The organism is Brucella anthropi (genome assembly GCF_046630315.1).
Taxonomy (GTDB): Bacteria; Pseudomonadota; Alphaproteobacteria; order Rhizobiales; family Rhizobiaceae; genus Brucella; species Brucella anthropi_A.
The window spans coordinates 83,754-110,419 of record NZ_LQBD01000039.1; the positions used below are offsets into that span (position 1 = coordinate 83,754).

The following is a 26,666-nucleotide window of genomic DNA, read 5'->3' on the forward strand; positions in this document are numbered from 1 at the left end:
CGGTCTATCGATTGTCGGCAATAATCATCTGCGCGGCCTTTTCGGCGATCATCAGCGTCGGCGAGTTGGTGTTGCCCGACGTGATGGCCGGCATGACGGAGGCGTCGGCCACGCGCAGGCCCGCAATGCCGTTGAAGCGCAGGCGCGGATCGACGATTGCCTCCGCGTCCTGCCCCATGCGGCAAGTGCCGACCGGGTGGAAGATCGTGGTGCCGATATCGCCAGCCGCCTTTTCCAGTTGCGCTTGCGTTTCGTAAGCAGGGCCGGGCTTGAACTCCTCCGGGCGGAATTTCTGCAAGGGCGCCTGCGCCACGATATGGCGGGTGAGGCGGATCGCGTCGGCGGCCACGCGGCGGTCGCTTTCGGTCGCCAGATAATTCGGCCTGATCGCCGGTTGGGTCCGGTGATCCGGCGATTTGATATGGATCGAGCCGCGGCTGTCGGGGCGCAGATTGCACACGCTGGCCGTAAAGGCGGGGAAGGGGTGCACGGCCTCGCCGAATTTTTCGAGGCTGAGCGGCTGCACGTGATATTGCAGATTGGCGGTTTCATAGGACGGGTCGGAGCGGGTGAAGACGCCAAGCTGGCTTGGTGCCATCGACATCGGCCCGGACCGGCGCAGCAGATATTCCAGCCCGATCATCGCCTTGCCGACAAGCCTGCTTGCCTTCTCGTTCAGCGTCGGAATGCCGCTGACCTTATAGGCGCAGCGCAATTGCAGATGGTCCTGAAGGTTTTCGCCAAGCTGCCTGCGTTCCAGTTTGAGCGGGATGCCCGCCTGTTGCAGCACGTCGCCGCGCCCGACGCCCGACAATTCGAGGATTTGCGGTGAGCCGACAGCACCGGCGGCGAGAATGACCTCGCGCCTTGCCTTCACCGTGCGGGTGGTGCCGTTCTGGTCGAAGGTGACGCCGGTGGCGCGCAGCTCCTCGATCTCGATGCGGCGCACATGCGCGCCGGTTTCGACCGTCAGGTTTTTGCGATCCAGCGCCGGGCGCAGAAACGCCTTGGCCGTGTTCCAGCGTATGCCGCGCTTCTGGTTGACCTTGAAATAGGATACGCCTTCATTGTCGCCGCGATTGAAATCGTCGGTGGCGGGAATGCCTGCGGCAACTGCGGCATCACGAAATGCATCGAGGATATCCCAGTGCAGGCGCGCGTTTTCCACCCGCCATTCGCCGCCCGCGCCATGCAGATCGCTCGCGCCTGCAAAATAATCCTCCGATTTCCTGAACAGCGGCAGCACGTCGTCCCAGCCCCAGCCTTCGCAACCGGCCTGACGCCACAGGTCGTAGTCGCGCGCCTGGCCGCGCATATAGATCATGCCGTTGATGGAGGAGCAGCCGCCAAGCACCTTGCCGCGCGGATAGCCCAATGAGCGGCCGTTCAGCCCCGGTTCGGCCTCGGTGGTGAAACACCAGTCGGTGCGCGGATTGCCGATGCAGTAAAGATAGCCGACGGGGATGTGAATCCAGGCGTAATTGTCCTTTCCGCCAGCCTCCAGCAGCAGCACGGAACGGTTCTGGTCGGCGGAAAGGCGGTTCGCAAGCGCGCAACCAGCCGTGCCCGCGCCAACCACGATGTAATCGTAGGTGTCGGTCATGATGTCATATCCAGTCAATTGGCGGGGTTTTCAGCCACCCCGCAGGCCAGTTTTAACCGAAGAGTTTCTTTCCAATCCGCGATGCGTAGATCTCGCCGACGATCCCTTTCCGGAAGAGAAGAACGCAGGCCATGAAGATGAGGCCCGTGACGATGGTGACGGGGAAGTCGGAGGTTGCGAGCCAGTTTTGCAGCGCGACGACGAAGGCAGCACCCACGATGGGGCCGATCAGCGTGCCGATGCCGCCGAGCAGCGTCATCAGGATCACTTCGCCCGACATCTGCCAGCCGACATCGGTGAGCGTCGCGAACTGGAAGACGAGCGCTTTCAGCCCGCCTGCAAGACCGGCAAGCGCTGCCGACATGACAAAGGCTGCAAGCTTGTAGCGGTTGACGGAATAGCCCAGCGACACGGCGCGGTTTTCATTTTCGCGCACCGATTTCAGGATCATGCCGAAGGGCGAATTGATGATGCGCCAGATGACGAAGACGCCGAGCACGAACACAGCCAGCACGAAATAATACATGTTCATCGGCTGGTTGAGGTCGATGAGGCCGAAGAGATATCCGCGCGGCACGCCCTGCAATCCGTCCTCGCCATGGGTGAAGGCGGCTTGCAGGCAGAAGAAGAAGAACATCTGCGCCAATGCCAGCGTGATCATCGTCGAATAGATGCCCTGACGGCGGATGGCGAGATAGCCGATGACGAGGCCAAGGGCGGCAGCGGCAAGGATGCCGAGCACGAGCCCAAGCTCCGGCGTGACGCCCCAGACCTTGACCGTATGGGCGGTGATATAGGCCGCCCCGCCGAAGAAGGCGGCATGGCCGAAGGACAAGATGCCGGTATAGCCCAGCAGAAGATTGAAGGCGGAGGCGAATAGCGCAAAGCACAGCATCTTCATCAGGAAGATCGGATAGACCATGAAGGGCGCGGCCAGCAGCCCGACAAGGGCAATGCCGAGGATGACGGCGGAGAGGCTGTTGACGGCAGGGGCCTTGGCGTGGGCGGCGGTGGCCTTGAGAGCGGTATCAGCCATGTCAGGCCTCCTTCCCGAACAGTCCGGCGGGGCGCACCAGAAGAACGATAGCCATGATGACGAAGATGACGATGCTGGAGGCTTCCGGATAGAAGACCTTGGTAAGCCCTTCCGCCAGCCCCAGCACATAGCCGGTGATGATGGCACCGAGGATCGAGCCCATGCCGCCGACCACCACCACGGCAAAGACCACGATGATGATGTTGGAGCCCATCAGCGGGCTGACCTGATAGATCGGCGCGGCCATGATGCCCGCAAGACCGGCAAGGGCGGCACCGAGCGCATAGGTGAAGGTCAAAAGCAGCGGCACATTGATGCCGAAGGCTTTTACCAGCGTCGGGTTTTCCGTCGCGGCGCGCAAGTAAGCGCCGAGCTTGGTCTTTTCGATCAGAAGCCAGGTGCCGAGGCAGACGAAGAGCGAGGCGACGACCACCCAGGCGCGATAGTTCGGCAGGAACATGAAGCCCAGATTATGCCCGCCCGCAAGGGATGACGGCACCGCATAGGGCTGACCGGCAGCGCCGTAATAATAGCGGAATGTGCCTTCGATCACCAGTGCAAGGCCGAAGGTGAAGAGCAGGCCATAGAGCGGATCGAGATTATAAAGCCGCGACAGCGCCACGCGCTCGATGATGGCCCCGCCCAGCCCGACGATGAGCGGGGCGAGGATCAGCGCCGGCCAGTAACCGATGCCGAGCCAGCTCAACAGCAGATAGCCGACGAAGGCGCCCAGCATATATTGCGCGCCATGGGCGAAGTTGATGATGCGCAGGAGCCCGAAGATGATGGCAAGGCCGAGGCTCAGCATGGCATAGAACGAGCCATTGATGAGGCCGACCAGCAATTGCCCGAGAAGGGCCTGCAAGGGTATTCCAAAAATCATTGTCATTCAGACCCCCAGCGCGTGCGTGAGCGCCGCCATGCGGGCGGGCAGTTCGGCGGTGGGGAAATTTTCCGTCACCACGCCATGATCCATGAGGTAGAAGCGGTCGGCGACCTTGGCGGCAAAACGGAAATTCTGCTCGACCAGAAGCACGGTCATGCCGCGTTTCTTCAGTTCCACCAGCACATCGCCGATGCGCTGCACGATGACGGGCGCCAAGCCTTCCGTCGGCTCGTCCAGCAGCAGCACCTTGACCCCGGTGCGCAGGATGCGGGCAATGGCCAGCATCTGCTGTTCGCCGCCCGAAAGCTTGGTGCCGGGGCTGTTACGGCGCTCATGCAGGTTGGGAAAGAGTTCGTAGATCTCATCCAGAGACATGGTGCTTTGGCCGCTTTTGGCGACGACCGGCGGCAAAAGCAGGTTTTCGTGCACGCTGAGCGTGGCGAAGATGCCGCGCTCCTCCGGCACGAAGCCCAGGCCCGCATGGGCGATGCGGTGCAGCGGCACGCGCATGATATCCTTGCCGTCGAGGGTGATGGTGCCGGTGCGCTTGCGGATGATGCCCATGATGGCGCGCAGCGTCGTCGTCTTGCCGACGCCGTTGCGGCCCAGAAGCGTGATCGTTTCGCCGGGCCAGATGTCGAGGTCGACGCCGTGCAGGGCATGGCTTTCGCCATACCAGGCATTGAGCCCGCGCACGGACAGGAGCGGTTGGCCTCTATTCATGTTCGGTTCCCATATAGGCGGTGCGCACGCGCTCGTCCCTGGAGACGGCGGCATAATTGCCGGAGGCGAGAATTTCGCCGCGCTGCAGCACCGTGACGTGGTGGGCAATGTCGGCCACCACCTTGAGATTGTGTTCCACCATCAGCACCGCGCGGTCCTTCGCCACATCGGCAATGAGGGCGGCAATGATGTGGACGTCTTCATGACCCATGCCGGCCATCGGCTCATCGAGCAGCAGCACCTTGGGATCGAGCGCCAGCGTGGTGGCGATCTCAAGCGCGCGCTTGCGGCCATAGGACAGATCGGCGGCCAGCGCATGGCGGGCATCGGCCAGGCCGACGCGCTCCAGAAGCGAAATCGCCTGCGCATCGAGCCGGTCCAGCGCCGACAGCGGACGCCAGAACTGCGTGGCAAGCCCGTTGGGGCGTTGCAGCGCGACCTTGACGTTTTCCAAGACGGTGAGATGCGGAAAGGTGGCCGAAATCTGGAACGAGCGCACCAGCCCCATGCGGGCCACCCTGGCCGGATCGGTCCTGGTGATGGTCTCGCCCAGAAGCGTGATCTCGCCGCTCGATGGCTGCAGGAACTTGGTCAGGAGGTTGAACACGGTCGTCTTGCCCGCGCCGTTCGGGCCGATCAGCGCGTGCACGCGGGCATGTTCCACATCGAGATCGACATTCCTGACCGCATGAAAGCCGCCAAACGACTTGCCCAGTCCGCGCGCCGAAAGAACCGTCCGGCCACCGGAGGCGCCGCCATCCTTCGGCCCTGCCTCATGCAGGGCCGCCCTATTGCCAGTTGCTGCGTTCATTCAACCAGCCTCTTACTGCGTTACCAGCGGGCAGCCGCTTTCTTCCGGCTTCATGTAAGCCTGGTCGCCCGGAATGGTCGCAAGAACCTTATAATAATCCCAGGGCGCCTTGCTTTCATCCGGCTTCTTCACTTCCATCAGATACATGTCGTAGATCATGCGTCCGTTGGGGCCGACCTTGCCATGACGGGCAAAGACATCTTCGACCGGCATTTCATGCAGCTTCTTGGCAACGGCCTCGGTTTCGTCGGTGCCTGCCTCCTTGATCGCCTTCAGATATTGAAGGACGGCGGAGTAGGTGCCCGCCTGAACCATGTTCGGCATACGGCCCGTGCGCTCGAAGAAGCGCTTGCCGAAGGCACGCGATTCATCGTCGCGATCCCAGTAGAAGCCTTCCGTCAGCGTCAACCCTTGAGCGGCTTCAAGGCCGAGGCCGTGCACTTCCGCAAGCGTGAAGAGCAATGCAGCAAGACGCTGACCACCGGCGACGATGCCGAATTCAGCCGCCTGCTTGATCGCATTCGATGTGTCGAGACCGGCATTGGCAAGGCCGACCACTTTCGCGCCGGAAGCCTGTGCCTGCAACAGGAAGGAGGAATAGTCGGTGGTTGCCAGCGGATGACGCACGGAACCCAGCACCTTGCCGCCCTTGGATTCGACGAACTTGCTGGTCTGGTCTTCCAGCGAATAGCCGAAGGCATAATCGGCGGTGAGGAAATACCATGTATCGCCGCCCTGCTGCACAAGCGAGCCGCCGGTGCCGACGGCCAGCGCATGGGTGTCATAGGCCCAGTGGAAGCCATAGGGCGTGCACTGCTTGCCGGTCAGTTCCGATGTGGCGGCGCCGGTGTTGATGGTGATCTTCTTCTTGTCTTTCGACAGGGCCTGTACCGCAAGGCCGACCGACGAGGTCGTCAGTTCCATGATGGAATCGACCTGCTCGGTGTCGTACCACTGGCGCGCAATGTTCGAGGCCACGTCCGGTTTGTTCTGGTGATCGGCGGTGATGATCTCGATCGGCGCATCAAGCACCTTGCCGCCAAAATCCTCGGCTGCCATCTTGGCCGCCTCGAACGACCATTTGCCGCCGAAATCGGCATAAACGCCGGACTGGTCGTTCAAAATGCCGATCTTGACCTTGCCGTCGGAAATTTCCGCCGCCGCCGAGATGGCCGTGGCGGCGAAAAGCGCTGCCGTTGCAAGTGCGAGACATTTCATGAAGTGCTCCTCCCAATAACACCATAAACCGTCACGGAAAGCCGCACGGTATCCTCCTTGTGAAGCAGTCCTTTTCAGATAGGCGGGCCGTCTTCCTCGTGACGGGCTGCCCCTGCTTCCACCCGGTTTTTTCCTCGGTCCGGGCTTTGAACTGGAACGGTAGCATTGACAAATGCGTACACGAACAACAATTTTTGAACAATGTCTGTGCAAAAACGTACAGACAGGATGGCGAAGACAATCGCTACCGTTTGGGAGAGGCACATGCGGCAGTTCACATGGGACGATCTGCAATATTTTCTGGCGGTCGCGCGCACCGGCCAGCTTTCCACCGCGGCGCGGCAGTTGCGCACCAGCCATGTCACCGTCCTGCGCCGGATCGACCGGCTGGAACAGGCCCTTTCGACCAAGCTTTTCGAGCGCAATCCGCGCGGCTATCTGCTGACGCCGATCGGCGAGCGGCTGGTGACATCCGCCGAGGTGATGGAACGCGAGGCGATGAAGTTCCAGACCGAGGCCACGGGCAATCTGGCCGCACTGTCGGGCGTGGTGCGCCTTTCGACGCTGGAAGGCTTCGGCAATTTCTTTCTTGCCGACCGCCTGCCGGTGCTGGCGCAATCCTATCCAAGCCTGTTCGTGGAAGTGGTGACGATCCAGCAGATCATGTCGCTGTCACGCCGCGAGGCGGAATTGTCGATCACGCTGCATATGCCCCGCACCGGGCCTTATCACAGCGAAAAACTGACGCCCTATCGCCTTTTCATCTACGGCCATCGCGATTATCTGGCGCGGCATCCGCCGATCAGGACGCGCGAGGACATGGCCCGGCATCCCTTCATCGGCTATATCGACGACATGGTGTTCACGCCCGGCCTCGACTATATGCGCGAAATCCTGCCGGGGCAGCGCTGCACCTATCAAAGCTCCAGCATCCATGCGCAGCTTATCGCCACGCAGATCGGCTATGGGCTGTGCGTGCTGCCCTATTTCATCGCCAGCCGCCATCCGGAACTGGTGCCCGTCCTGCCGCGCGAGATGCATCTGGTGCGCGAATACTGGATGAGCTGTCACATCGATGTGGTGGCCGCGCCGCGCATCCGGGTGCTGCGCGAATTCATGCTGCGCGCCGTGCGCGAATCGTCGGCGAGCTTCCTGGGGGAAACCCTGCTGCGCCCGTGATGGTTGTGTTGCGTCGCGTCAGATCGTGCCGCCGCGCATGGCAAAAATGCAGGTGATGACGAGTGCGGTAAAGCCGAACCCTATAATAAAGAGATTAAGCGTCTTCATGTCCCCTCCCTTTCAACCCCGGGGCGTTATGTTCGACTTGGCGCGGAATGTCTACCTTAAATTGCAACGATCCAAACTAAAGTTGTATAGCTGAATTTCAGGCGGTTTCACGCTCGATATCACGGCGAAGCACGATTGCCGTAGTGAGATCCTCTACAGTTTCATGGGTGGCGATGAGATCACGCAGGCGGTTGAGCCGATCTATGGAGGGAACTTCAAGCTCGACGATCAGGTCGAGCTGGCCGCTCACCGACGATACACGGCGCACTTCGGCGTGCCTGGCCAGTTCATCGAGAAGGCCGAGGGCCGGCGTGCGCTTGAGGCTGACAAGGATCATGGCGCGGATCACATTGCTGTCGATCTGGCCGATATCGGCCCGATAGCCGCGAATGACGCCGTTCCTTTCCAGATTGGCGACACGCTCGCCGGTTGCGCTGCGCGACAGACCGATGCGCCCCGCCAGCGTCTTCAGCGGTATGCGCGCTTCCTTGGAGAGAATGGCCAGTATCTCGCGATCCTTCGTGTCGAGTTCCCGCATGTGCCGATCCTTTGCCCTGCCGTAAATGTGCCGGTCCATTCCGGCAAAGTGCCGGTCTGACCGGCGCCTTGTCTGATGCCTGAAATTTATTCGCGTGCCAAGCTTCCATCTCAACCCCACCCCCTCTGCACGCAATCGATGAAGCGCCGCCCATGACCGATATTTCGCATCCCGCCCCCGATTTTTCCGCGCAAGAGGCCGAAGTGCTGGCCCAGCTTCATTTCGGCGTGACGGCGAGTGCGTCGCCGCTCGACAGCGAGCGCGACCGCAATTTTCGGCTGACGACGGGCAATGGATCGGCGGACTGGATCTTGAAGATCGTCAATGCCAGCGAGCCGCGGGTGGAAAGCGAGTTCCAGACCGCGCTGCTGCAACATCTGGCCATGGCCGATCCGGCGCTCGCCGTGCCGCATCTGAAGCCGAGCCTGTCGGGCGCGGTGCTGGCTTCTGTCGATAAAGATGGGGGCAAGCCGCATGCGCTGCGGGTGGCAAGCTGGCTGCCGGGCACGCCGCTGGCGGAAGCCCCGCGCACCAGGGCGCTGATGCACAATCTGGGCGGTGCGCTGGGCGAACTGGATCGTGCCTTGCAGGGCTTCATCCATCCGGGCGCGCTTCGCGATTTCGACTGGGACCTGCGCCATGCGGGCCGGGCGCGCGACCGGCTGCACTTCATCGACAAGGCGGAAGACCGTGCTGTCGTGGAGCGTTTCCTGACCCGTTTCGAGCGCGATGTTGCACCGAAACTGCCGCTTTTGCGCGCGCAGGTGATCCACAATGACGCCAATGACTGGAATGTGCTGGTCGATCCGGAGGACAAGGAACGCATTGCCGGGCTGATCGATTTCGGCGATGCGGTGCACACCGTTCTGGTCGCCGAAGTGGCGATTGCGGCGGCCTATTCCATTCTCGACATGGACGATCCGATCGGGGCGGCTGCCGCCCTTGCTGCCGGTTTCCACGAAAAATATCCGCTGCTGCCGCAGGAAGTCGATCTCCTGTTCGACCTGATCGCGATGCGGCTCGTCACAAGCGTCACGCTGTCGGCGTCGCGCCGCGACAGGACCGGCGACAATCCCTATCTTGCGATCAGCGAAGCGCCGGCATGGCGGCTTCTGCACAGGCTCGATGCCATGAACCCGCGCTTTGCCACCGCGATCCTGCGCAAAGCCTGCGGTTTCGATGCGGTCGAGGGCGCCGGTGTGGTGCGCGGCTGGATCAGCGCCAACCGAAAGAACCTCGCTCCCATCGTTCGCCCGCATCCGGCGACGCTGACCAAGGCGCTGGTGCCCTATGGCGATCCGTCCCATGTGATGACGGTCGATTCCGCCGGGCAGCGCCCGCAGGAAGCCACCGCCTGGTGGGACGATTTCTGCGCCCGCAATCGTGTGGAACTGGGCATCGGCCCATGGGGAGAAAAGCGTACTGTCTATACCGATGAGGCGTTCCGTTCCCGCTTCGTCGAAGGCGAGCGGCGTGTCCACCATCTGGGCCTCGACCTGTTCATGCCGGCAGGCACGCCCGTCTACACGCCGCTTGCAGCAATCGTGAAAAGCGTCGAGATCGAGACCGCGCCGCTCGGCTATGGCGGGTTGATCGCGCTCGAACATCAGCCGGAAGGTTGCCCGCCCTTCATCACGCTCTGGGGCCATATGGCGCATGAGGCCGTTGCCCGCCTGAAGCCGGGGCAAAGGCTTGCCGCCGGTGATCTCGTCGGAACCATGGGCGACATGCATGAGAATGGCGGCTGGACGCCGCATCTCCATTTCCAGATTTCGACCGATACCGGCCTTGCGGCGGCGGAAATTCTGGGCGTGGGCGAGAGCGCCTATCTCGATGTCTGGGCCGATATTTTCCCCGATGCCGCAGTCCTTGCCGATATTCCGGCGGAAGCCTTCCACCAGAGCGGACGCACCCGCGCCGAAATCGTCAGCGCCCGCAAGGATATTCTGCTGCCGAACCTCTCCATTTCCTATTCCGAGCCGATCAAATTCGTGCGCGGCGAGGGCGCCTGGCTGATCGACAATCGGGGCCGCGCCTATCTCGATTGCTTCAACAATGTTTGCCATCTTGGTCACGCGCATCCGGATGTGGTGGAGGCGATTGCCAAGCAGGCTGCGATCCTCAACACCAATACGCGCTATCTGCACGACAATATCGTTTCCTATGCCGAGCGCCTGACCGCGACCTTGCCGGAAGGCTTGACGGTGGCCTCCTTTGCCTGCTCGGGCAGCGAGGCGAACAGCCTGGCGCTGCGCATGGCGCGCGCGCATTCCGGCCAGCGCGATGCGCTGGTGCTCGACTGGGCCTATCACGGCACGACGCAGGAACTGATCGACCTCAGCCCCTATAAATACAAGCGCAAGGGCGGCAAGGGACGCCCGGACCACGTGTTCGAGGCGACTATCCCCGACAGCTATCGCGCGCCGGAAGACTGGCCGCTTGCGGAACATGGCAAGCGCTTTGCCGAAAGCATTGCCGAACAGATCGAGGCCATCAAGAGCCTTGGACGCGGGCCTGCCTATTTCATTGCCGAGTCGATCCCGAGCGTTGCCGGTCAGGTCTTCCTGCCGGAGGGCTATCTGCGCGAAGTCTACAGGATGGTGCGGGCGGCCGGCGGCGTTTGCATCGCGGATGAGGTGCAGGTCGGCTTCGGCCGGGTCGGAAGCCACTGGTGGGCGTTTGAAATGCAGGACGTGGTGCCGGATATCGTCACCATGGGCAAGCCCATCGGCAACGGCCATCCCATGTCGGCGGTTGTCACCACCCGCGAAGTGGCCGACAGCTTCAACAATGGCATGGAATATTTCAACACATTCGGCGGCAATCCGGTGTCCTGTGCGGCGGGGCTTGCGGTGCTGGATGTGATCGAGCGCGACGACCTGCGCCGTAACGCGCTTGCGATCGGCAATTATCTCATCGACGGTTTCCGTTCGATGCAGGAGCGGTTCGATATTATCGGCGATGTGCGCGGGCAGGGGCTGTTCCTCGGCATCGAACTGGTGACGGATCGCAAGGCCAAGGAACCGGCAACGGCGCTGGCCAAGAAGATCAATGACGGCGCGCGCGAACGCGGCATTTTGATGGGGACCGAAGGGCCGTTCGACAATGTTTTGAAAATGCGCCCGCCGATGATCTTCACACGCGCCAATGCCGATCATCTCTTGAGCGTTCTGGAGGACAGTTTCGCGGCTGCGTTGAAGTAGCCGGTAGTCGGATAATGGAACAAACAACAAGCCCGGCGGCATGTCGCCGGGCAACGGATCGGCTTGTGCCGAAACTCTGGGAGGAGGAACAATGAAAAAGACAGTTTTGGGTGCGTTGCTGGCGGCGGGCTTTGCCCTGTCGGCGCAAAGCGGGGCTGCGGCGGACACGCTTTCGACGGTCAAGGAACGCGGCAAGATCAATTGCGGCGTCAGCCAGGGCGTCGCGGGTTTTTCGTCGCCGGACGATCAGGGCAAATGGACCGGCTTCGACATCGATTTCTGCCGCGCGGTGTCGGCGGCGGTCTTTGGCGATCCCGACAAGGTGAGCTTCATTCCGCTTTCGACCAAGGAGCGCTTTACCGCGCTGCAATCCGGCACGGTTGATCTGCTTTCGCGCCAGACCACCTGGACACTCTCGCGCGATGCGGGCATGGGCATTCTTTTCGTCGGCACGGCCTATTATGACGGACAGGGTTTTATGATCCGCAAGGATCTGGGCGTCGATAGCGCGACGAAGCTCGACGGCGCGTCGGTCTGCACCGAACAGGGCACGACCACGGAACAGAACGTCGCCGATTATTTCAGCGCCAACAATATCAAATATGAGCCGGTGGTGATCGATTCCGCCGATGGTATTTTGAAGGCGTTCGAGACCGGCCGCTGCGATGTCTACACGACCGATGCTTCCGCGCTTTATGCGCAGCGCCTCAAGCTTGCCGAACCTGACGCCTTCACCGTTCTGCCGGAAGTGATTTCCAAGGAGCCGCTCGGGCCAGCCGTTCGCCAGGGCGACGACAAATGGTTCAACATCGTCCGCTGGACCCTGTTTGCGATGCTTGAGGCAGAGGAACTGGGCGTTACGCAGGCTTCCGCCGAAGCGGACCTCAACTCCAAAAAGCCGGATGTGCGCCGTTTCCTTGGCTCGGAAGGCGACAACGGCCAGCAGCTCGGCCTTGAGCCGAAATGGGCCTATAATATCGTCTCCAAGATTGGCAATTATGGTGAAATGTTCGAGCGCACCGTCGGCAAAGGCAGCCTGCTCAAGATCGACCGCGGCATCAATGCGCTGTGGAACAAGGGCGGGCTGATGTACGCGCCGCCCGTCAAGTAAAGGCAATCAAATTGGTGATGGCGGAGCCCCGGTTTTCCGGGGCTCTGCTGTTTTTACTTCTGCTTGGCGAGGCCCTGTTCGCGCATCTGGCTGAGGCTCATCTTTGGTGAAAGCGCTTCGGGATCGATGCGGATTTCGATGAGGCCCGGCTTGCCGGATTTTTCGCATGCCTCGAACGCAGGCGCGAAATCAGCGGTCTTTTCCACCACTTCGCCATGCAGGCCATAGGCACGGGCAAGTGCCGCGAAGTCAGGATTGGCAAGGCCTGTGCCCGAAACACGGCCCGGATAGGTGCGCTCCTGATGCATGCGGATCGTGCCATACATGCCATTGTTCACAACGATGAAAATGGCATTGGCGCCATATTGCGCGGCTGTCGCCAGTTCCTGCCCGTTCATGAGGAAACAGCCGTCGCCCGCAAAGGCAACCACCGTGCGTTCCGGCGCGGTGAGCTTGGCCGCGACCGCAGCCGGTACGCCATAGCCCATGGAGCCGTTGGTGGGCGCCAACTGGCTGCGATAGGTGCGGTACTGGTAGAAGCGATGCGGCCAGGCGGAATAATTGCCCGCGCCATTGGTGATGATGGCATCGGCTGGCAAATGCGCGCGCAGCCATTCCATCACTTCACCCATCTGCACATCGCCGGGAATGACCGGCGATTGGATATTGTCGCGGTAATCGGCATTGGCGCTGTCGGTCCATGCCTTCCAGCGCGGGCTGGCGACCGGCGCAAGCTTGGCCGCCGCCGCACAGAAGGCAGGCATGGAGGCATTGACCGGAACATCGGCATGGTAGACGCGGCCCAGTTCCTCCGCGCCCGGATGGATATGGACGAGCTTTTGCTGCGGCACCGGAATGGAGACGAGTTCATAGCCCTGCGTCGTCATTTCACCGAGGCGCGCGCCAATCACGATCAGAAGATCGGCATCGCGTACGCGCTGCGCCAGCTTCGGGCTGATCGAGGTTCCCATTTCGCCCGCATAAAGCGGGTGGGTGTTGTCGAACATGTCCTGACAGCGGAAGGATGCGGCGACCGGCAGATGCATGTTCTCGGCAAATTTGCGCAGGTCGCTGACGGCATCGCCATTCCAGCCGCCGCCGCCGACGATCACCAGAGGCCGCTCGGCCTTTGAAAGCAGCGCCTGCATGTCCTGCAACTGGTCGGCACCCGGATGCATCTGCACCTGCCTGTAAGCCGGTGCGTCGCTGACGGCGGCATGGGAGGTCAGCATGTCTTCCGGCAGCGCGATCACCACCGGGCCGGGGCGTCCGTTGACGGCGCGATGAAAAGCCTGGCTGACGAGTTCGGGAATGCGGGCGGCATCGTCGATCTGCACGACCCATTTGGCCATCTGGCCGTACATGCGGCGATAGTCGATTTCCTGAAATGCCTCGCGCTCGACCTGATCGCTGGCGACCTGACCGATGAAGAGCAGCATCGGCGTCGAATCCTGAAAGGCCGTATGCACGCCGACCGAGGCATTGGTCGCGCCGGGGCCGCGTGTGACGAAGCAGATGCCGGGCTTGCCGGTCAGCTTGCCATAGGCTTCCGCCATATAGGCCGCGCCGCCCTCCTGCCGGCATACAACCAGATCGATCGCGTCGCTGGCATCGTGGAAGGCGTCAAGTGCGGCGAGATAGCTCTCGCCGGGCACGCAGAAGACCCGGTCGGCCCCATGGATGCGCAGCGCATCCACCAAAATCTGGCCTCCGGTACGGGCATTGGGTTTGCTCGTCATGTGATGCATTTCCTCAATCTCACCATATCTGGCTTGGTCAGGACAGTTCTTTCGCCGCCGCTCCAGCCAGCCGTGGTTGATATGAACATAGCCAGCGGTGCGAATACAGATTAAACATCATGACCAAACAGTATGAACTCATGATGCACCGGTATGGAGGAAAGGCGATGGGGAGCGAAAAGACGGGCAAGATCCGCATCGGGATCGGCGGGTGGGCCTATGAGCCGTGGGACAAGAGCTTCTATCCCGAAAAACTGCCGAAGAAGCGCCAGCTTGAATATGCCTCCGGCAAGCTCACATCCATCGAGATCAACAGCACCTATTACGGGCCGCAGAAGCCCGCCACCTTCGCCAAATGGCATGACGAGACACCGGACGGTTTCACGTTTTCGCTGAAGGCGCCGCGCTTTTCCACCAATCGCCGCGTGCTGGCGGAAGCGGGCGAGAGCATCGAGCGGTTCATGACCGGCGGCATGATGGAGCTGAAGGACAAGCTCGGCGTGGTCAACTGGCAGTTCATGGGCACGAAAAAATTCGACCCCGTGGATTTCGAGGCGTTCCTGAAGCTTTTGCCGAAGCGTGTCGACGGGCGCGATGTGCGCCATGCGGTCGAGGTGCGCCACGACAGTTTCAATTCGCCCGACTTCATCGCCTTGTTGCGCGATTATGGGGTGGCCGTGGTGATTGCCGGCGACAGCGCCTTTCCGCAATTTGCCGATATGACCGCGCCTTTCGCCTATCTTCGCATCATGGGCACAGAAGAAAGCGAGCCGCTTGGCTATAGCGAAAGCCATCTCGATCAGTGGGCGGCCCGCGCCAGGGCGATTGCCGAAGGAGCGCTTGCCGAAGGATTGAAGACCGTTACGCCGCCTGTCGCCGATCACCTTGCCCGCAATGTCTATCTCTATGTCATCAGCGGCTATAAGGCACATAATCCGCATGCGGCCATGGCCTTGATCGAACGGACAAAATGATGCCTCGTGGTCGCTGTTGATTTTCATCTGAGTCGCCTGAGCTACCATGTCAAAATTCGATCTTTCCGCGCTTGAAGCCTTCGTTTCCACCATTCCGCAGCATTATAAGGGGCCTGGCGGTGCGGTTGCGGTGGTGAAGGACGGCAAGGTTGTGCTGCGCCATGCATGGGGTTTTGCCGATCTTGCCGCGCGCAAGGCGATGACGCCCGGAACGCGCATGCCGGTCTGCTCGGTCAGCAAGCAGTTCACCTGCGCCGTGCTGCTCGACAGTGTGGGCGAGCCGGAAGTTCTGGACGATGCGCTGGCCGCCTATCTCGACAAGTTTACGCAAGAACGCCCAAGCGTGCGCGATCTGTGCAACAACCAGTCGGGCCTGCGCGATTACTGGGCGCTGACGGTTCTGTGCGGGGCCGATCCGGAAGGCGTCTTTCTGCCCGTACAGGCGCGAAGCCTGCTGCGCCGCCTCAAGACCACGCATTTTGCACCCGGCACGCATTATTCCTATTGCAACGGCAATTTCCGCATTCTGGCCGATCTCATCGAGCGCCATACAGGCCGGACATTGATCGACCTCCTGTCGGAGCGTATTTTCCGGCCTGCCGGCATGAAGACGGCGGAGCTTATCCCCGATACCGCGCTGTTTGACGAATGCACCGGCTATGAGGGGGACACGGTGCGCGGTTTCCTGCCCGCCGTCAATCGCATCCACTGGATGGGCGATGCGGGCATTTGCGCATCGCTCGACGACATGATCGCCTGGGAGCAGTTCATCGACGCGACCCGCGATGACGAAAACGGCCTCTATCGCCGCCTGAGCGGCCCGCAGACTTTCAGCGACGGTGCGCCGGCGCCTTACGGTCTCGGCCTCAAATTCGAGGAGGCGGGCGGCAGGCGGCTGACCGGCCATGGCGGCGCCCTGCGCGGCTGGCGCTGCCAGCGCTGGCATTGCGCCGAAGAGCGGCTTTCGACAATCGCCATGTTCAATTTTGAAGGCGGGGCATCCGAGGCGGCCTTCAGGCTGATGAATATCGCGCTTGGGGTTTCCACCGCGGAACCGGCTCGGGTGGAAGCCGATGCCGCATGGTTCGGCTCATGGCTCGACCGTGAAACCGGCCTGGTCCTGAGCCTCGAAGATGCAGGGCACGGGCGCATGAAGGCGCGTTTCGGCACCGGCCCGGAAATCATGGATGTGGTGGGGAAGAAGGAAGCCTGTTCATCGATGACCACGATCCGCCGCGACGGCGACACGATCCATCTTGTGCGTGAGGATGAAAATCTGTGCCTGACGATGCAGCGCCTGAAAGGGGCGACAAGGCAGGATATTGCCGGGCGTTACCGCAGCGGCGAACTGGGGGCCGATCTTCTGATCGTCAATGAGGGCGGCGCGTTCTATGGCGCTTTTGAAGGCTGTCTCGGCAAGAGCGACATGTATCCGCTCTATGCGGCGGGGCCGGATGTGTGGCTTTTGCCGGTGCAGCGCTCGATGGATGCGCCAGCGCCCGGCGAATGGAAACTTGTCTTCCGGCGTGACGCAAAAGGCGGGATAACGGGCATGACCGTCGGCTGCTGGCTGGCGCGCCATGTGGACTACAGGAGAATTCAGGAATGAGCGAACTGAAGGTCAGAACCCGCGAGACGGGCGCCGTGGCGGACATGCCGCACGGCAAGCTGCCCGTCATCACCACACCGACCGGCGGCATGGTTGAAATCGTCACCAGTGTCAGTCAGGCCGGGTTCAATCCGCTCGATCTTATCTATTCCTCGGTTGCGGCCTGCATGGCGCTCAGCGCGCGCATTGCTGCGACCAAGCTCGACCTGAAGGAAAAGCTGACCGATGTTCGCGTGGAGGTGAAGGGCGACAAGGCGCATGAAGGGCCGTCGCGTATCGAGCGGTTCGACATCGCCTTTCATTTCGACGGCGATCTGACGGAGGATGAAAAGCACCGTCTTGCCGAAATGGCCGAGGCAATCTGCACCGTCAGCAATACGCTGCGCGGCGAACCGCAGTTTGATCTGAACGTGTTGTAGCGTTCAGATCACATCCCGGATGCGCTCGACCCCAAGCTTGATGACGCTTTCCATGGCCAGACGGGCTTTCTGCGGATCGCGTGAGGCGATGGCATGGGCAATACGAAGGTGATTGGCCGCGCATTCGGCAATACCCTCCCGCGATGAGGCGGGGGAGGAAAGCTGGAAGGAAACGGCAAGTGCCGCCTCGATCAGGCCGCTGACCGACCGCATGAACGGGTTGCCGGACATGCGGGCAATGGCCAGATGAAATTCCAGATCGACCTTGGCGATGGATTCCGGCGTGTGTTCGGGATTGTCGAATTTGGCGGCGAGTGCGTAAAGCTCCACGATCTCGTCGCTGGTGGCGCGTTCGGCTGCGGCTGCGGCGGCTGCCGGTTCCAGCGCCATGCGCATTTCTGCCAGATGATCGACGAAGACTTCATCGAAGCCCGCTTCGAAGCGCCATGTCAGCACATCGGGATCGAAGAAATTCCAGCTGGCATGGCCCAGAACGCGAGTGCCGACCTTGGCTTTGGGTTCGATCAGGCGCTTGGCGGCAAGCGTCTTCATCGCCTCGCGCAGAACGGTGCGGGATACGCCGAAGCGCAGCGACAATTCATGATCGCCCGGAAGGATGGACCCTTCGGGAATGGTTCCCGCGACGATGCCGCGCCCGAGTTCCCCCACGACAACCGCGTGGCTGTTGTGGCGCTTGCGTCCGGTTATGGCCGTTTCCAGCAATCCCAATTCAGGCCTCCTTCATGCGTTGTCGCGCGTGTTTTATATTGGAAAACCACAAGAGTCCCCGTTGCAGGGCAATGAACAGGAACAGCAATATACCGATTGCTATTTTCGTCCACCAGGAAGACAGCGTGCCGTCGAAAACAATATAGGTCTGGATCAGCCCCTGTATGAGAATGCCGACGAAGGTTCCGGCCACAAGGCCCGCGCCACCCGTCAGCAGTGTCCCGCCGATCACCACCGAAGCGATGGCGTCGAGTTCCACGCCCACCGTCGCCAGCGAATAGCCGGACGAGGTGTAGAGCGTATAGACGATCCCGGCGAGGCCGGAAAGGATGCCCGACATCGTATAGATGCCGATTGTGGTGCGGGCAATCGGAACGCCCATCAGTTCCGCCGATTGCTGGTTGCCGCCGAGCGCATAGATATTGGCGCCGAAGCGCGTGCGATGGGCGATGATGCCGCCGATGATGAAGACCGCGAGCATCACCATGGCGATGAAGGTCAGCCTGCCACCGCCGGGCAGGCGGAAATAGAGCCCCTGCAATGTGTCGAGGAAAGGATGTGCGATCGGCACCGATTGCGTCGAGATGAGGAAGGCCGCGCCGCGCGCCAGAAACATGCCCGCAAGCGTTGCCACGAAGGGCGGTATCCGCAAGAAATGGATCATCGCGCCCATCCACGCTCCGAACAGGGCGGCGATCACCAGAATGAGCGCGAAAGCCAGAAGCGGATGCACGCCAAGCTGTCCGACCATCACGGCCACGAAAACGCTGGTGAAGGCGATGACCGAGCCGACCGACAGGTCGATGCCGCCTGAAAGGATCACGAATGTCATGCCGACTGCGGCGATGCCCAGAAAGGCGTTGTCGGTCAGGAGATTGCCGATCACCCGCGTCGACAGCATGTTTGGAAACTGCGCGACGCACAGCGCATAGGCGAGGAGAAAGATTGCCACCGTGGTCAGGAAAGGCAGATTGCGCAATGCCCTCATTGCCGTGCTCCCTGCTGGCTCCGGCGGATCGCTTCGGCTCCGTTGCCCTTGCGCTCCGACCGCAGGAAGGCGATCAGCTGGACAATGGCCGGTGACTGGAAGGTGAGCACGATCACGATGATGACCGCCTTGATGATGAGGTTGAATTCCGGCGGGAAGCCCGCCATCAGGATGCCGGTATTGATCGACTGGATGATGAGCGCGCCGAGCAGCGAGGCCATGATCGAGAAGCGCCCGCCATTGAGCGACGTGCCGCCGATGACGACCGCCAGAATGGCGTCGAGTTCCAGCCACAGGCCCGCATTGTTGGCATCCGCGCCGCGAATGTCGGCGGTGGCGATCAGCCCGGCAAGGGCGGCGCCGACGCCGGAAACCGCATAGACGCTGAACAGGAGAAAGCGCGCCTTGACCCCTGCCAGCATCGCCGCGCGGCGGTTGATGCCGGTCGCCTCGATCAGGAAGCCGAGCGCGCTGGAGCGCACCGCGATGCCCACCACCAGACCGGCCAGAATCCAGATCAGCACCGGGATCGGAATGCCGAGAAAGGAGCCGGAGCCAAGGGCTGCAAAGGAATCATTGTTGAAGGTGAGGATTGCGCCTTCGGTGACAAGCTGCGCGATGCCGCGCCCTGCCACCATGAGGATAAGCGTTGCGATGATCGGCTGGAGGTCGAAGACGGCGACCAGAAAGCCGTTCCACAGGCCGCAGAGCAGGCCGACGCCAAGTGCCGCCGGAATGACGATTGCAAGCGGATAGCCCGCCACGATGAGCGACGCGGCAAAAGCCCCGCTGATCGCCATGACCGCGCCGACCGACAGGTCGATGCCGCGTGTGGCGATCACCAGCGTCATGCCGACGGCCAGAATGGCAACGGGGGCGGCGCGCACCAGAATATCGATCAGGCTGCCGTAGAGCCGCGCGTTCTGGAACGAAATGTCGAGAAAGCCGGGCGCGATGATGGTGTTCGCGGCCAGAATGAGCACAAGGGCGGCCAGTTGGGGCGCCAGTCTTTTGAGTTTTCTGGTCATGCGGGCAATCATGCGGCGGCTTCCTTTTCGCTTCCGGTCTCCGCGATGGCGCGCACAATATTGTCGGCGTTGATTTCCCCGCCCTTCAGCTCCGCCACATGGCGGCGGTCGGACAGGACGATCACGCGGTTGGCGACGGCGGCAAGCTCCTCGAATTCGGACGAGATGATGACGAGCGACATGCCTTCCGCGCAAAGTTCGCCGATGAGCTTGAGGATTTCCGCATGGGCGCCGATATCGATGCCGCGCGTCGGCTCGTCGAGGATCAGCAGGCGCGGATCGGTGGCGAGCCAGCGCGCCAGAATGGCCTTTTGCTGGTTGCCGCCGGACAGGAATTTGATCGGCTTGTCCGTATCGGGCGGGCGGATATCGAGCGCCTTGACATAACGCCGGGCAAGCGCCGTTTTCTCACGCGATGAAAGCGGTCTCGACCAGCCGCGTTTGGCCTGTACGGCGAGCGCGATATTTTCGGCCACCGAAAAATCGCCGATGATGCCATCGGTCTTGCGTTCTTCCGGGCAGAAGGCGAAGCGCTCGGCAATGGCCGCGACGGGCGAGGAAAGCCTGATTTCCCTTCCATCGACGGTCAGCCGACCGCTATCGGCCTCATCGACGCCGAACATCAGGAGCGCGGTTTCCGTGCGGCCGGAACCGAGCAGACCCGCAATGCCGACGGCTTCGCCGGGCTTGATCGAAAGGTCGAAGGGCGCAACGCTGCCCTTTTTGCCGAAACCGGAAAAGCGGATCGGCGCGACCGTGTCGCGGTCGACTTCCTCGGTCAACTGGCGGCGCACGGTTTCCTGCAACTGGTGGCCGAGCATCATGGAAATGAGGTCGGTTCGCGGCAGGTCCGACAGGTTGCGGCTGCCGACCAGCCGCCCGTTGCGCAGCACCGTGGCGCAATCGGCAATGGCATAGACCTGATCGAGAAAATGGGTGATGACGACGATGCCGAGGCCGTCCGCCTTCAACTGGCGCAGCACGCCGAACAGCATGTCGACTTCACGCGCGTCGAGGCTGGCGGTCGGCTCGTCGAGCACCAGCACCTTGCCGGAAAGGTCGACAGCGCGGGCAATGGCGATGATCTGGCGGATGGCGACCGAATAGGCGGACAAGGGCGCGCCGACATCGATGGCAAGCCCGTAGCGGGCAAGGAGTTTCGCTGCATCCTTTTCCATCCGCGCCCGGTCCACCAGCCCGAAACGCTTTGGCTGGCGCCCCAGAAACAGGTTTTCCGCGACCGTCAGGTTTTCGAGCAGGTTGACCTCCTGATAGACCGTGCCGATGCCGAGCGCCTGCGCCTCCGCCACGGATGCGGGCGCAATCGGTTGGCCTTCAAGCAGGATCGATCCGTCGAAACCGTGATAGGCGCCGGTCAATATCTTGATGAGCGTGGATTTGCCCGCGCCGTTTTCGCCGAGCAGAGCGTGAATTTCCCCGCGGTTGAGCGTGAAATCGACATGATCGAGCGCGGTCACGCCCAGAAAGGATTTGGTGATCGAGCGGGCTTCAAGAAGCGGTGGTGCAGCCATGGCATTCTTCCGTTTGCGCTTCGCAAAAGGGATATCCGGGCCGAGACCGGCCCGGATGAAGCGGATCAGTAGCCGAGGCCCTTCTTGGCTTCATAGACGGCTTTCGGATCGTCAGCCTGCGTGTAGAGCTTCGATTCCGTCTGGATCCATTTCGGCGGTACGGTGCCCTTGTCCTTGAAGGCTTCAATGGCGTCGAAGGCCGGGCCTGCCATGTTCGGCGTCAGTTCGACGGTCGCATTGGCTTCGCCATTGGCCATGGCCTGGAAGATATCCGGCACGGAATCGATCGATACGATCTTGATTTCCGTACCCGGCTTCAATCCGGCTTCCTTGATGGCCTGAATGGCCCCGACGGCCATGTCGTCATTATGCGCATAGACGGCGCAGATATTCTTGCCGCCGCCTTCGGCCTTGATGAAGCTTTCCATGACTTCCTTGCCCTTGGTGCGGGTGAAGTCGCCGGTCTGCGAACGGGTGATCTTGATATTGTCGTGGCCCTTGATCGCGTCCTCAAAACCTTTCTTGCGGTTGATGGCGGGCGAGGAGCCGGTGGTGCCCTGAAGCTCGACCACATTGCAGGGCTTGTCGCCCACATCCTTCACCAGCCAGTCACCGGCGACCTTGCCCTCATGCACCTGATCGGAGGTCACGGCGGTCAGATAAAGGTCTTCGGGCGAATCGATCTGGCGGTCGAGCAGAACGACCGGAATTTCCGCTTCCTTGGCTTCCTTCAAGACGGCGTCCCAGCCGGTGGAGACGACCGGCGCAATCAGGATCGCATCGACCCCTTGCGCGATGAAGCCGCGCACGGCCTTGATCTGGTTTTCCTGCTTCTGCTGGGCGTCGGCGAATTTCAGCGTATAGCCGCGCTTTTCGGCTTCCTGCTTGGTCAGCGCCGTTTCCGCGGCGCGCCAGCCCGATTCCGAGCCGATCTGCGAAAAGCCGACCGTCAGCGATGCGGCGGATGCGCTGGAAACCAGCGCGAGCGATAGGGCGGCCGTCAGGGCCGTCAAACTCAGTTTCATGATTGTTCCTCCCAATAAGGCTCTCCCAGCCTCGTTGCTATGAAGCATATAATATTACTTTATGGCAAGCGTCTTTCGCCTGTAATAATGAAAATTTGGATATGAAGACGCGATGGAAATTCTGATCGTTAAGCGAAAACAAAGGCTTGTTCCGTCCTTCCCCATGTAAGTCACATTGGTGTGACAACCGGGCATTCATGCTTGCTTGACAAAGCCGTCTCCGGCGAAATAGTCATATTAATAAGGAAGCTGCGATCAATGCCGGACCGGCATTCACACGCAGTCGGAGTGAAGTCCGCGGCCCGGCTGCGGAAAATGGGAGGTTTGATGTTGCGTCTGGTCCAGTTCCGCGATGAGCGCGGAGAAATGCGTGTGGCGGCCTGCGATGACGCGGGCGCGGCGCATGTCGTCAAGGGCGTGGCGACGACCTATGAGCTGGCCTCGGCGGCGATTGCCGCAGGCATCGGCCTTGCAGAACAGGTGGAGCGCAGCGGCAGGGGCGAAGCGGTCGATATCGATGCCGCCCTGGCCACGGGCCGCGTGGGATTGCCGATCACGCATGGCGATCCGGCGCATCTGATCGTTGCGGGCACCGGCCTCACGCATCTCGGCTCCGCCGATGGGCGCGACAAGATGCACAAGGCGGCACAGGCCGCAGAAAAGCCGACCGATTCCATGCGCATGTTCCTGATGGGCGTCGAAGGCGGCAAGCCGAAGCCGGGCGAGACGGGCGTGCAGCCGGAATGGTTCTACAAGGGCGACGGCTCGGCGCTGGTCGCAACCGGCGGTGAACTGGTGTCGCCCGCCTTCGCCGAAGATGGCGGCGAGGAGCCGGAACTGGCGGGCATTTACCTGATCGGCCCGGACGGCACGCCTTTCCGTCTCGGTTTCTGCCTCGCCAATGAATTTTCCGATCATGTGACGGAAAAGCAGAATTATCTCTGGCTCGCCCATTCCAAGCTGCGCCAGGCGGCGCTTGGGCCGGAGCTTTATGTGGGCGCGCTGCCGGATCATGTGGAAGGCGTTTCGCGCATTCGCCGTGGCAGCGAAGTCATCTTCGAAAAGCCGTTCCTGTCCGGTGAAGCGAACATGTCGCACACGATTGCCAATCTGGAACACCATCATTTCAAATATGAACTGTTCCGCCGTCCCGGCGATATTCACGTGCACTTCTTCGGCACGGCGACGCTGTCGTTTTCGCATGGCGTGAAGACGCAGGCCGGCGACCGGTTCGAGATTTCGGCAAAGCCGTTCCGCTATCCGCTGGTCAACAGGCTGGCTCAGGCTGCGGCGGAAAAAGTCGCCGTGAGGGCGCTGTGAACATGGCCGCACAATCCAACATCGCGCTTGCAATCGTCGGTCTCGGCAAGATCGCGCGCGACCAGCATTTGCCGTCCATCGAAGCCGTCGATGGCATTGAACTGAAAGCCGTTGCCAGCCGCAATGCCGGGCTGGAGGGCCTGCCGTCTTTTCACGATATCGATGAATTGCTGGGCAGTGACGTCGCCATCGATGCCGTGTCGCTCTGCACGCCGCCGCAAGGGCGCTTCGCGCAGGCCTATGCGGCGTTGAAAGCGCGCAAGCATGTGATGCTGGAAAAGCCTCCCGGTGCGACGATTTCGGAAGTGCAGGCGCTGGAGCGGCTCGCTGAAGCGCAAGGCGTGACGCTCCATGCCACATGGCATTCACGCGAGGCGGCGGCGGTGGAACCGGCGCGGGAATTTTTGAAAGACGCGGAAATCCGCTCGGTTTCGGTCATGTGGAAGGAAGATGTGCGCCACTGGCATCCCGGCCAGCAATGGATCTGGGAGCCGGGTGGGCTTGGCGTGTTCGATCCGGGCATCAATGCGCTCTCCATCGTCACGCATATCCTGCCGGAGCGCTTTTTCCTGACGCAATCCGATCTCTCTTTTCCTGAAAACCGCGCGGCACCGATTGCCGCTGATCTCCGGTTCCGGACGGAAAGCGGCATTCCGGTTTCGTTCGAACTGGACTGGCGCCAGACCGGCCCGCAGACCTGGGACATTCGCGTCGAGACCGGCAAGGGCACGGTTCTGCTCAGCCATGGCGGCAGCCGCCTGACCATCGCCGGGGCGGAGAAGATGGCCGAGCCGGACCGCGAATATCAGCGCTTTTACAGGCGTTTCGTGCAATTGATCGGGGCGGGGCGTTCGGATGTCGATCTCGCTCCGCTGACCCATGTGGCCGATGCTTTCCTGCTCGGAAAGCGCCATGTGGTGGAAGCTTTTGAAGATTAAAGCGCATCCCGAAAAGTGTGAAACGGTTTTCGGGATGCGCGATGGACCAAACATTTGGAATGTCGATCTGATTTCAAGGATCGGCGTCGAAGGAATCGGGACCGCTTTCCGGTCTCTTACCCACGCAGGACAGTGAAATGAACAAGCCCGTCTCTCCGAAAACACCCAAGCTCCGCTCGCGCGCCTGGTTCGACAATCCCGATAATGTCGATATGACGGCGCTCTATCTGGAGCGCTACATGAATTACGGCCTGAGCCAGGAAGAGCTGCAATCGGGCCGTCCGATCATCGGTATCGCGCAGACGGGTTCCGACCTTTCGCCCTGCAACCGGCATCATCTGGAGCTGGCCAAGCGCGTGCGCGAAGGTGTTCGCGAGGCAGGCGGCATCGTTATCGAATTTCCGGTGCACCCCATTCAGGAAACCGGCAAGCGCCCGACGGCGGGGCTTGACCGCAATCTGGCCTATCTTGGCCTCGTGGAAGTGCTTTACGGCTATCCGCTCGACGGCGTGGTGCTGACGATCGGCTGCGACAAGACCACGCCCGCCTGCCTGATGGCGGCGGCAACCGTCAATATTCCGGCCATCGCGCTGTCGGTCGGGCCGATGCTCAATGGCTGGTTCCGGGGCGAGCGCACGGGTTCGGGCACCATCGTCTGGAAGGCGCGCGAATTGCTTGCCAAGGGCGAGATCGACTATCAGGGCTTTGTGAAGCTGGTGGCTTCCTCGGCTCCATCGACCGGTTATTGCAACACGATGGGCACGGCCACGACCATGAACTCGCTTGCCGAAGCGCTCGGCATGCAGCTTCCCGGTTCCGCCGCTATTCCCGCGCCGTACCGTGACCGCCAGGAAGTGGCATATCTTACCGGACGCCGCATCGTTGACATGGTGCATGAAGATTTGAAGCCGTCGGACATTCTGACCAAGGATGCCTTCATCAATGCAATCCGCGTCAATTCCGCCATTGGCGGCTCGACCAATGCGCCGATCCATCTGAATGCGCTGGCGCGTCATGTCGGCGTGGAGCTGACGGTGGACGACTGGCAGAAATATGGCGAGGAAATCCCGCTTCTGGTCAATCTCCAGCCTGCCGGCGAATATCTGGGCGAAGATTATTACCATGCGGGCGGCGTGCCTGCGGTCGTCAACCAGCTGATGGGGCAGGGTCTCATCCATGAGGACGCGATCACGGTCAATGGCAAGACCATTGGCGAGAATTGCAGGAGCGCGACCATCGAAGACGGCAATGTCATCAAGCCCTATGATCAGCCGCTCAAGAAACATGCCGGGTTCCGCGTGCTGCGCGGCAATCTGTTCTCGTCGGCCATCATGAAGCTCAGCGTCATTTCGGACGAGTTCCGCAATCGTTACCTTTCCGACGACAAGGATCCCAATGCCTTCGAGGGCAAGGCGGTCGTGTTCGACGGACCGGAGGATTACCATCACCGCATCGACGATCCGGCGCTGGAAATCGACGAGCATACGGTGCTGTTCATGCGCGGTGCCGGTCCCGTCGGCTATCCGGGCGCGGCGGAAGTCGTCAACATGCGCGCGCCGGATTATCTCTTGAAGAAGGGCATCACTTCGCTGCCCTGCATCGGCGATGGCCGCCAGTCGGGTACGTCGGGTTCACCTTCGATCCTCAACGCCTCGCCGGAAGCGGCGGCGGGCGGCGGTCTGGCCATTCTGAAAACCGGCGACCGCGTGCGCATCGATCTTGGTCGCGGGACGGCGGATATCCTGATTTCCGATGAGGAACTGGCCGAACGCCGCAAGGCGCTGGAAGCCGCCGGCGGCTACAAATATCCCGAAAGCCAGACGCCGTGGCAGGAAATCCAGCGCGCCGTTGTCGGCCAGATGGAAACCGGCGCGGTGCTGGAAAATGCGGTCAAGTATCAGGACATCGCACATACGCGCGGCCTGCCGCGAGACAATCATTGAGGCCGG

At 61.5% G+C, this 26,666-nt stretch carries 22 protein-coding genes; 9 read left to right on the top strand and 13 right to left on the bottom strand.

Annotated elements, in window-relative coordinates; translation table 11 throughout:
- Positions 1-4: 4 nt before the first annotated feature.
- Genes AVM02_RS18945 through AVM02_RS18970 form a run of 6 tightly spaced genes read right to left on the bottom strand, consistent with a single transcriptional unit; the run spans position 5 to position 6,277 of the window.
- Positions 5-1,603 carry a GMC family oxidoreductase gene (locus AVM02_RS18945; RefSeq protein WP_411508450.1) on the bottom strand — a complete coding sequence of 533 codons (1,599 nt, stop codon included), beginning with the start codon at positions 1,601-1,603 and terminating at the stop codon, positions 5-7.
- A gap of 52 nt (positions 1,604-1,655) precedes the next feature.
- Positions 1,656-2,639 carry a branched-chain amino acid ABC transporter permease gene (locus tag AVM02_RS18950; RefSeq protein ID WP_411508451.1) on the bottom strand — a complete coding sequence of 328 codons (984 nt, stop codon included), beginning with the start codon at positions 2,637-2,639 and terminating at the stop codon, positions 1,656-1,658.
- Position 2,640: 1 nt separating this feature from the next.
- Positions 2,641-3,528, bottom strand: a complete 888-nt coding sequence (locus AVM02_RS18955) for a branched-chain amino acid ABC transporter permease (RefSeq protein WP_411508452.1) — start codon at positions 3,526-3,528, stop codon at positions 2,641-2,643.
- Complete coding sequence (locus tag AVM02_RS18960) at positions 3,529-4,248, bottom strand: ABC transporter ATP-binding protein (RefSeq protein WP_411508453.1); 720 nt, start codon at positions 4,246-4,248, stop codon at positions 3,529-3,531.
- Positions 4,241-5,059, bottom strand: coding sequence for an ABC transporter ATP-binding protein (locus AVM02_RS18965; RefSeq protein ID WP_411508454.1), 819 nt, complete (start codon positions 5,057-5,059; stop codon positions 4,241-4,243). The genes AVM02_RS18960 and AVM02_RS18965 overlap by 8 nt, the downstream gene beginning before the upstream one ends.
- Positions 5,060-5,071: 12 nt before the next feature.
- A complete protein-coding gene (locus AVM02_RS18970; RefSeq protein WP_411508455.1) occupies positions 5,072-6,277 on the bottom strand; it encodes an ABC transporter substrate-binding protein in 1,206 nt (401 codons plus the stop codon).
- A 264-nt stretch (positions 6,278-6,541) separates the two neighbouring features.
- Between AVM02_RS18970 and AVM02_RS18975 the strand changes: the two genes are divergently transcribed.
- Positions 6,542-7,456, top strand: coding sequence for a LysR family transcriptional regulator (locus AVM02_RS18975; protein WP_411508456.1), 915 nt, complete (start codon positions 6,542-6,544; stop codon positions 7,454-7,456).
- Positions 7,457-7,661: 205 nt separating this feature from the next.
- On the opposite strand, the gene AVM02_RS18980 is transcribed toward AVM02_RS18975, so the two are convergent.
- A complete protein-coding gene (locus tag AVM02_RS18980) occupies positions 7,662-8,102 on the bottom strand; it encodes an Lrp/AsnC family transcriptional regulator (RefSeq protein ID WP_411508457.1) in 441 nt (146 codons plus the stop codon).
- A gap of 152 nt (positions 8,103-8,254) precedes the next feature.
- On the opposite strand from AVM02_RS18980, the gene AVM02_RS18985 reads away from it, so the two are divergent.
- Together AVM02_RS18985 and AVM02_RS18990 are read left to right on the top strand one after the other, a co-directional pair.
- On the top strand, positions 8,255-11,305 hold the full coding sequence (locus AVM02_RS18985) for an aminotransferase class III-fold pyridoxal phosphate-dependent enzyme (protein ID WP_411508458.1): 3,051 nt from the start codon (positions 8,255-8,257) through the stop codon (positions 11,303-11,305).
- Positions 11,306-11,396: 91 nt separating this feature from the next.
- Positions 11,397-12,416 carry an amino acid ABC transporter substrate-binding protein gene (locus AVM02_RS18990; RefSeq protein ID WP_411508459.1) on the top strand — a complete coding sequence of 340 codons (1,020 nt, stop codon included), beginning with the start codon at positions 11,397-11,399 and terminating at the stop codon, positions 12,414-12,416.
- Positions 12,417-12,469: 53 nt separating this feature from the next.
- Here the strand turns inward: AVM02_RS18990 and AVM02_RS18995 are convergent, their stop codons facing one another.
- On the bottom strand, positions 12,470-14,155 hold the full coding sequence (locus AVM02_RS18995; protein ID WP_411508460.1) for a thiamine pyrophosphate-binding protein: 1,686 nt from the start codon (positions 14,153-14,155) through the stop codon (positions 12,470-12,472).
- Positions 14,156-14,322: 167 nt separating this feature from the next.
- Here AVM02_RS18995 and AVM02_RS19000 point away from each other — a divergent pair, with 167 nt between their 5' ends.
- Genes AVM02_RS19000 through AVM02_RS19010 form a run of 3 tightly spaced genes read left to right on the top strand, consistent with a single transcriptional unit; the run spans position 14,323 to position 17,157 of the window.
- A complete protein-coding gene (locus AVM02_RS19000) occupies positions 14,323-15,129 on the top strand; it encodes a DUF72 domain-containing protein (protein WP_411508461.1) in 807 nt (268 codons plus the stop codon).
- Positions 15,130-15,175: 46 nt separating this feature from the next.
- Positions 15,176-16,738, top strand: coding sequence for a D-aminopeptidase (locus AVM02_RS19005; RefSeq protein ID WP_411508462.1), 1,563 nt, complete (start codon positions 15,176-15,178; stop codon positions 16,736-16,738).
- A complete protein-coding gene (locus AVM02_RS19010; RefSeq protein WP_411508463.1) occupies positions 16,735-17,157 on the top strand; it encodes an OsmC family protein in 423 nt (140 codons plus the stop codon). The genes AVM02_RS19005 and AVM02_RS19010 overlap by 4 nt, the downstream gene beginning before the upstream one ends.
- A 3-nt stretch (positions 17,158-17,160) precedes the next feature.
- On the opposite strand, the gene AVM02_RS19015 is transcribed toward AVM02_RS19010, so the two are convergent.
- The 5 genes from AVM02_RS19015 to ytfQ all read right to left on the bottom strand — a co-directional run bounded on the left by AVM02_RS19015 (position 17,161) and on the right by ytfQ (position 22,459).
- Entirely contained in the window at positions 17,161-17,886 is a 726-nt protein-coding gene (locus AVM02_RS19015; protein ID WP_411508464.1) for a FadR/GntR family transcriptional regulator, read from the bottom strand.
- Between the two features lies 1 nt (position 17,887).
- Positions 17,888-18,874: a galactofuranose ABC transporter, permease protein YjfF gene (gene yjfF / locus AVM02_RS19020; RefSeq protein WP_411508465.1), complete on the bottom strand. Its 987-nt coding sequence runs from the start codon at positions 18,872-18,874 to the stop codon at positions 17,888-17,890.
- On the bottom strand, positions 18,871-19,914 hold the full coding sequence (locus tag AVM02_RS19025) for an ABC transporter permease (protein ID WP_411508466.1): 1,044 nt from the start codon (positions 19,912-19,914) through the stop codon (positions 18,871-18,873). Before AVM02_RS19025 ends, yjfF begins: the two co-directional genes overlap by 4 nt.
- Entirely contained in the window at positions 19,911-21,434 is a 1,524-nt protein-coding gene (locus AVM02_RS19030) for a sugar ABC transporter ATP-binding protein (RefSeq protein ID WP_411508467.1), read from the bottom strand. Before AVM02_RS19030 ends, AVM02_RS19025 begins: the two co-directional genes overlap by 4 nt.
- Positions 21,435-21,499: 65 nt before the next feature.
- Entirely contained in the window at positions 21,500-22,459 is a 960-nt protein-coding gene (gene ytfQ, locus AVM02_RS19035; RefSeq protein ID WP_411508468.1) for a galactofuranose ABC transporter, galactofuranose-binding protein YtfQ, read from the bottom strand.
- 327 nt (positions 22,460-22,786) lie between these two features.
- On the opposite strand from ytfQ, the gene araD1 reads away from it, so the two are divergent.
- The 3 genes from araD1 (at position 22,787) to AVM02_RS19050 (ending at position 26,660) form a co-directional block, all read left to right on the top strand.
- Entirely contained in the window at positions 22,787-23,779 is a 993-nt protein-coding gene (araD1, locus tag AVM02_RS19040) for an AraD1 family protein (RefSeq protein ID WP_411508469.1), read from the top strand.
- 2 nt (positions 23,780-23,781) lie between these two features.
- The gene (locus tag AVM02_RS19045; protein ID WP_411508470.1) at positions 23,782-24,717 is read left to right on the top strand and encodes a Gfo/Idh/MocA family protein; all 936 of its coding nucleotides are present in this window, start codon (positions 23,782-23,784) and stop codon (positions 24,715-24,717) included.
- 137 nt (positions 24,718-24,854) lie between these two features.
- Positions 24,855-26,660, top strand: a complete 1,806-nt coding sequence (locus AVM02_RS19050) for an IlvD/Edd family dehydratase (RefSeq protein WP_411508471.1) — start codon at positions 24,855-24,857, stop codon at positions 26,658-26,660.
- The last annotated feature ends 6 nt before the right edge of the window (positions 26,661-26,666 follow it).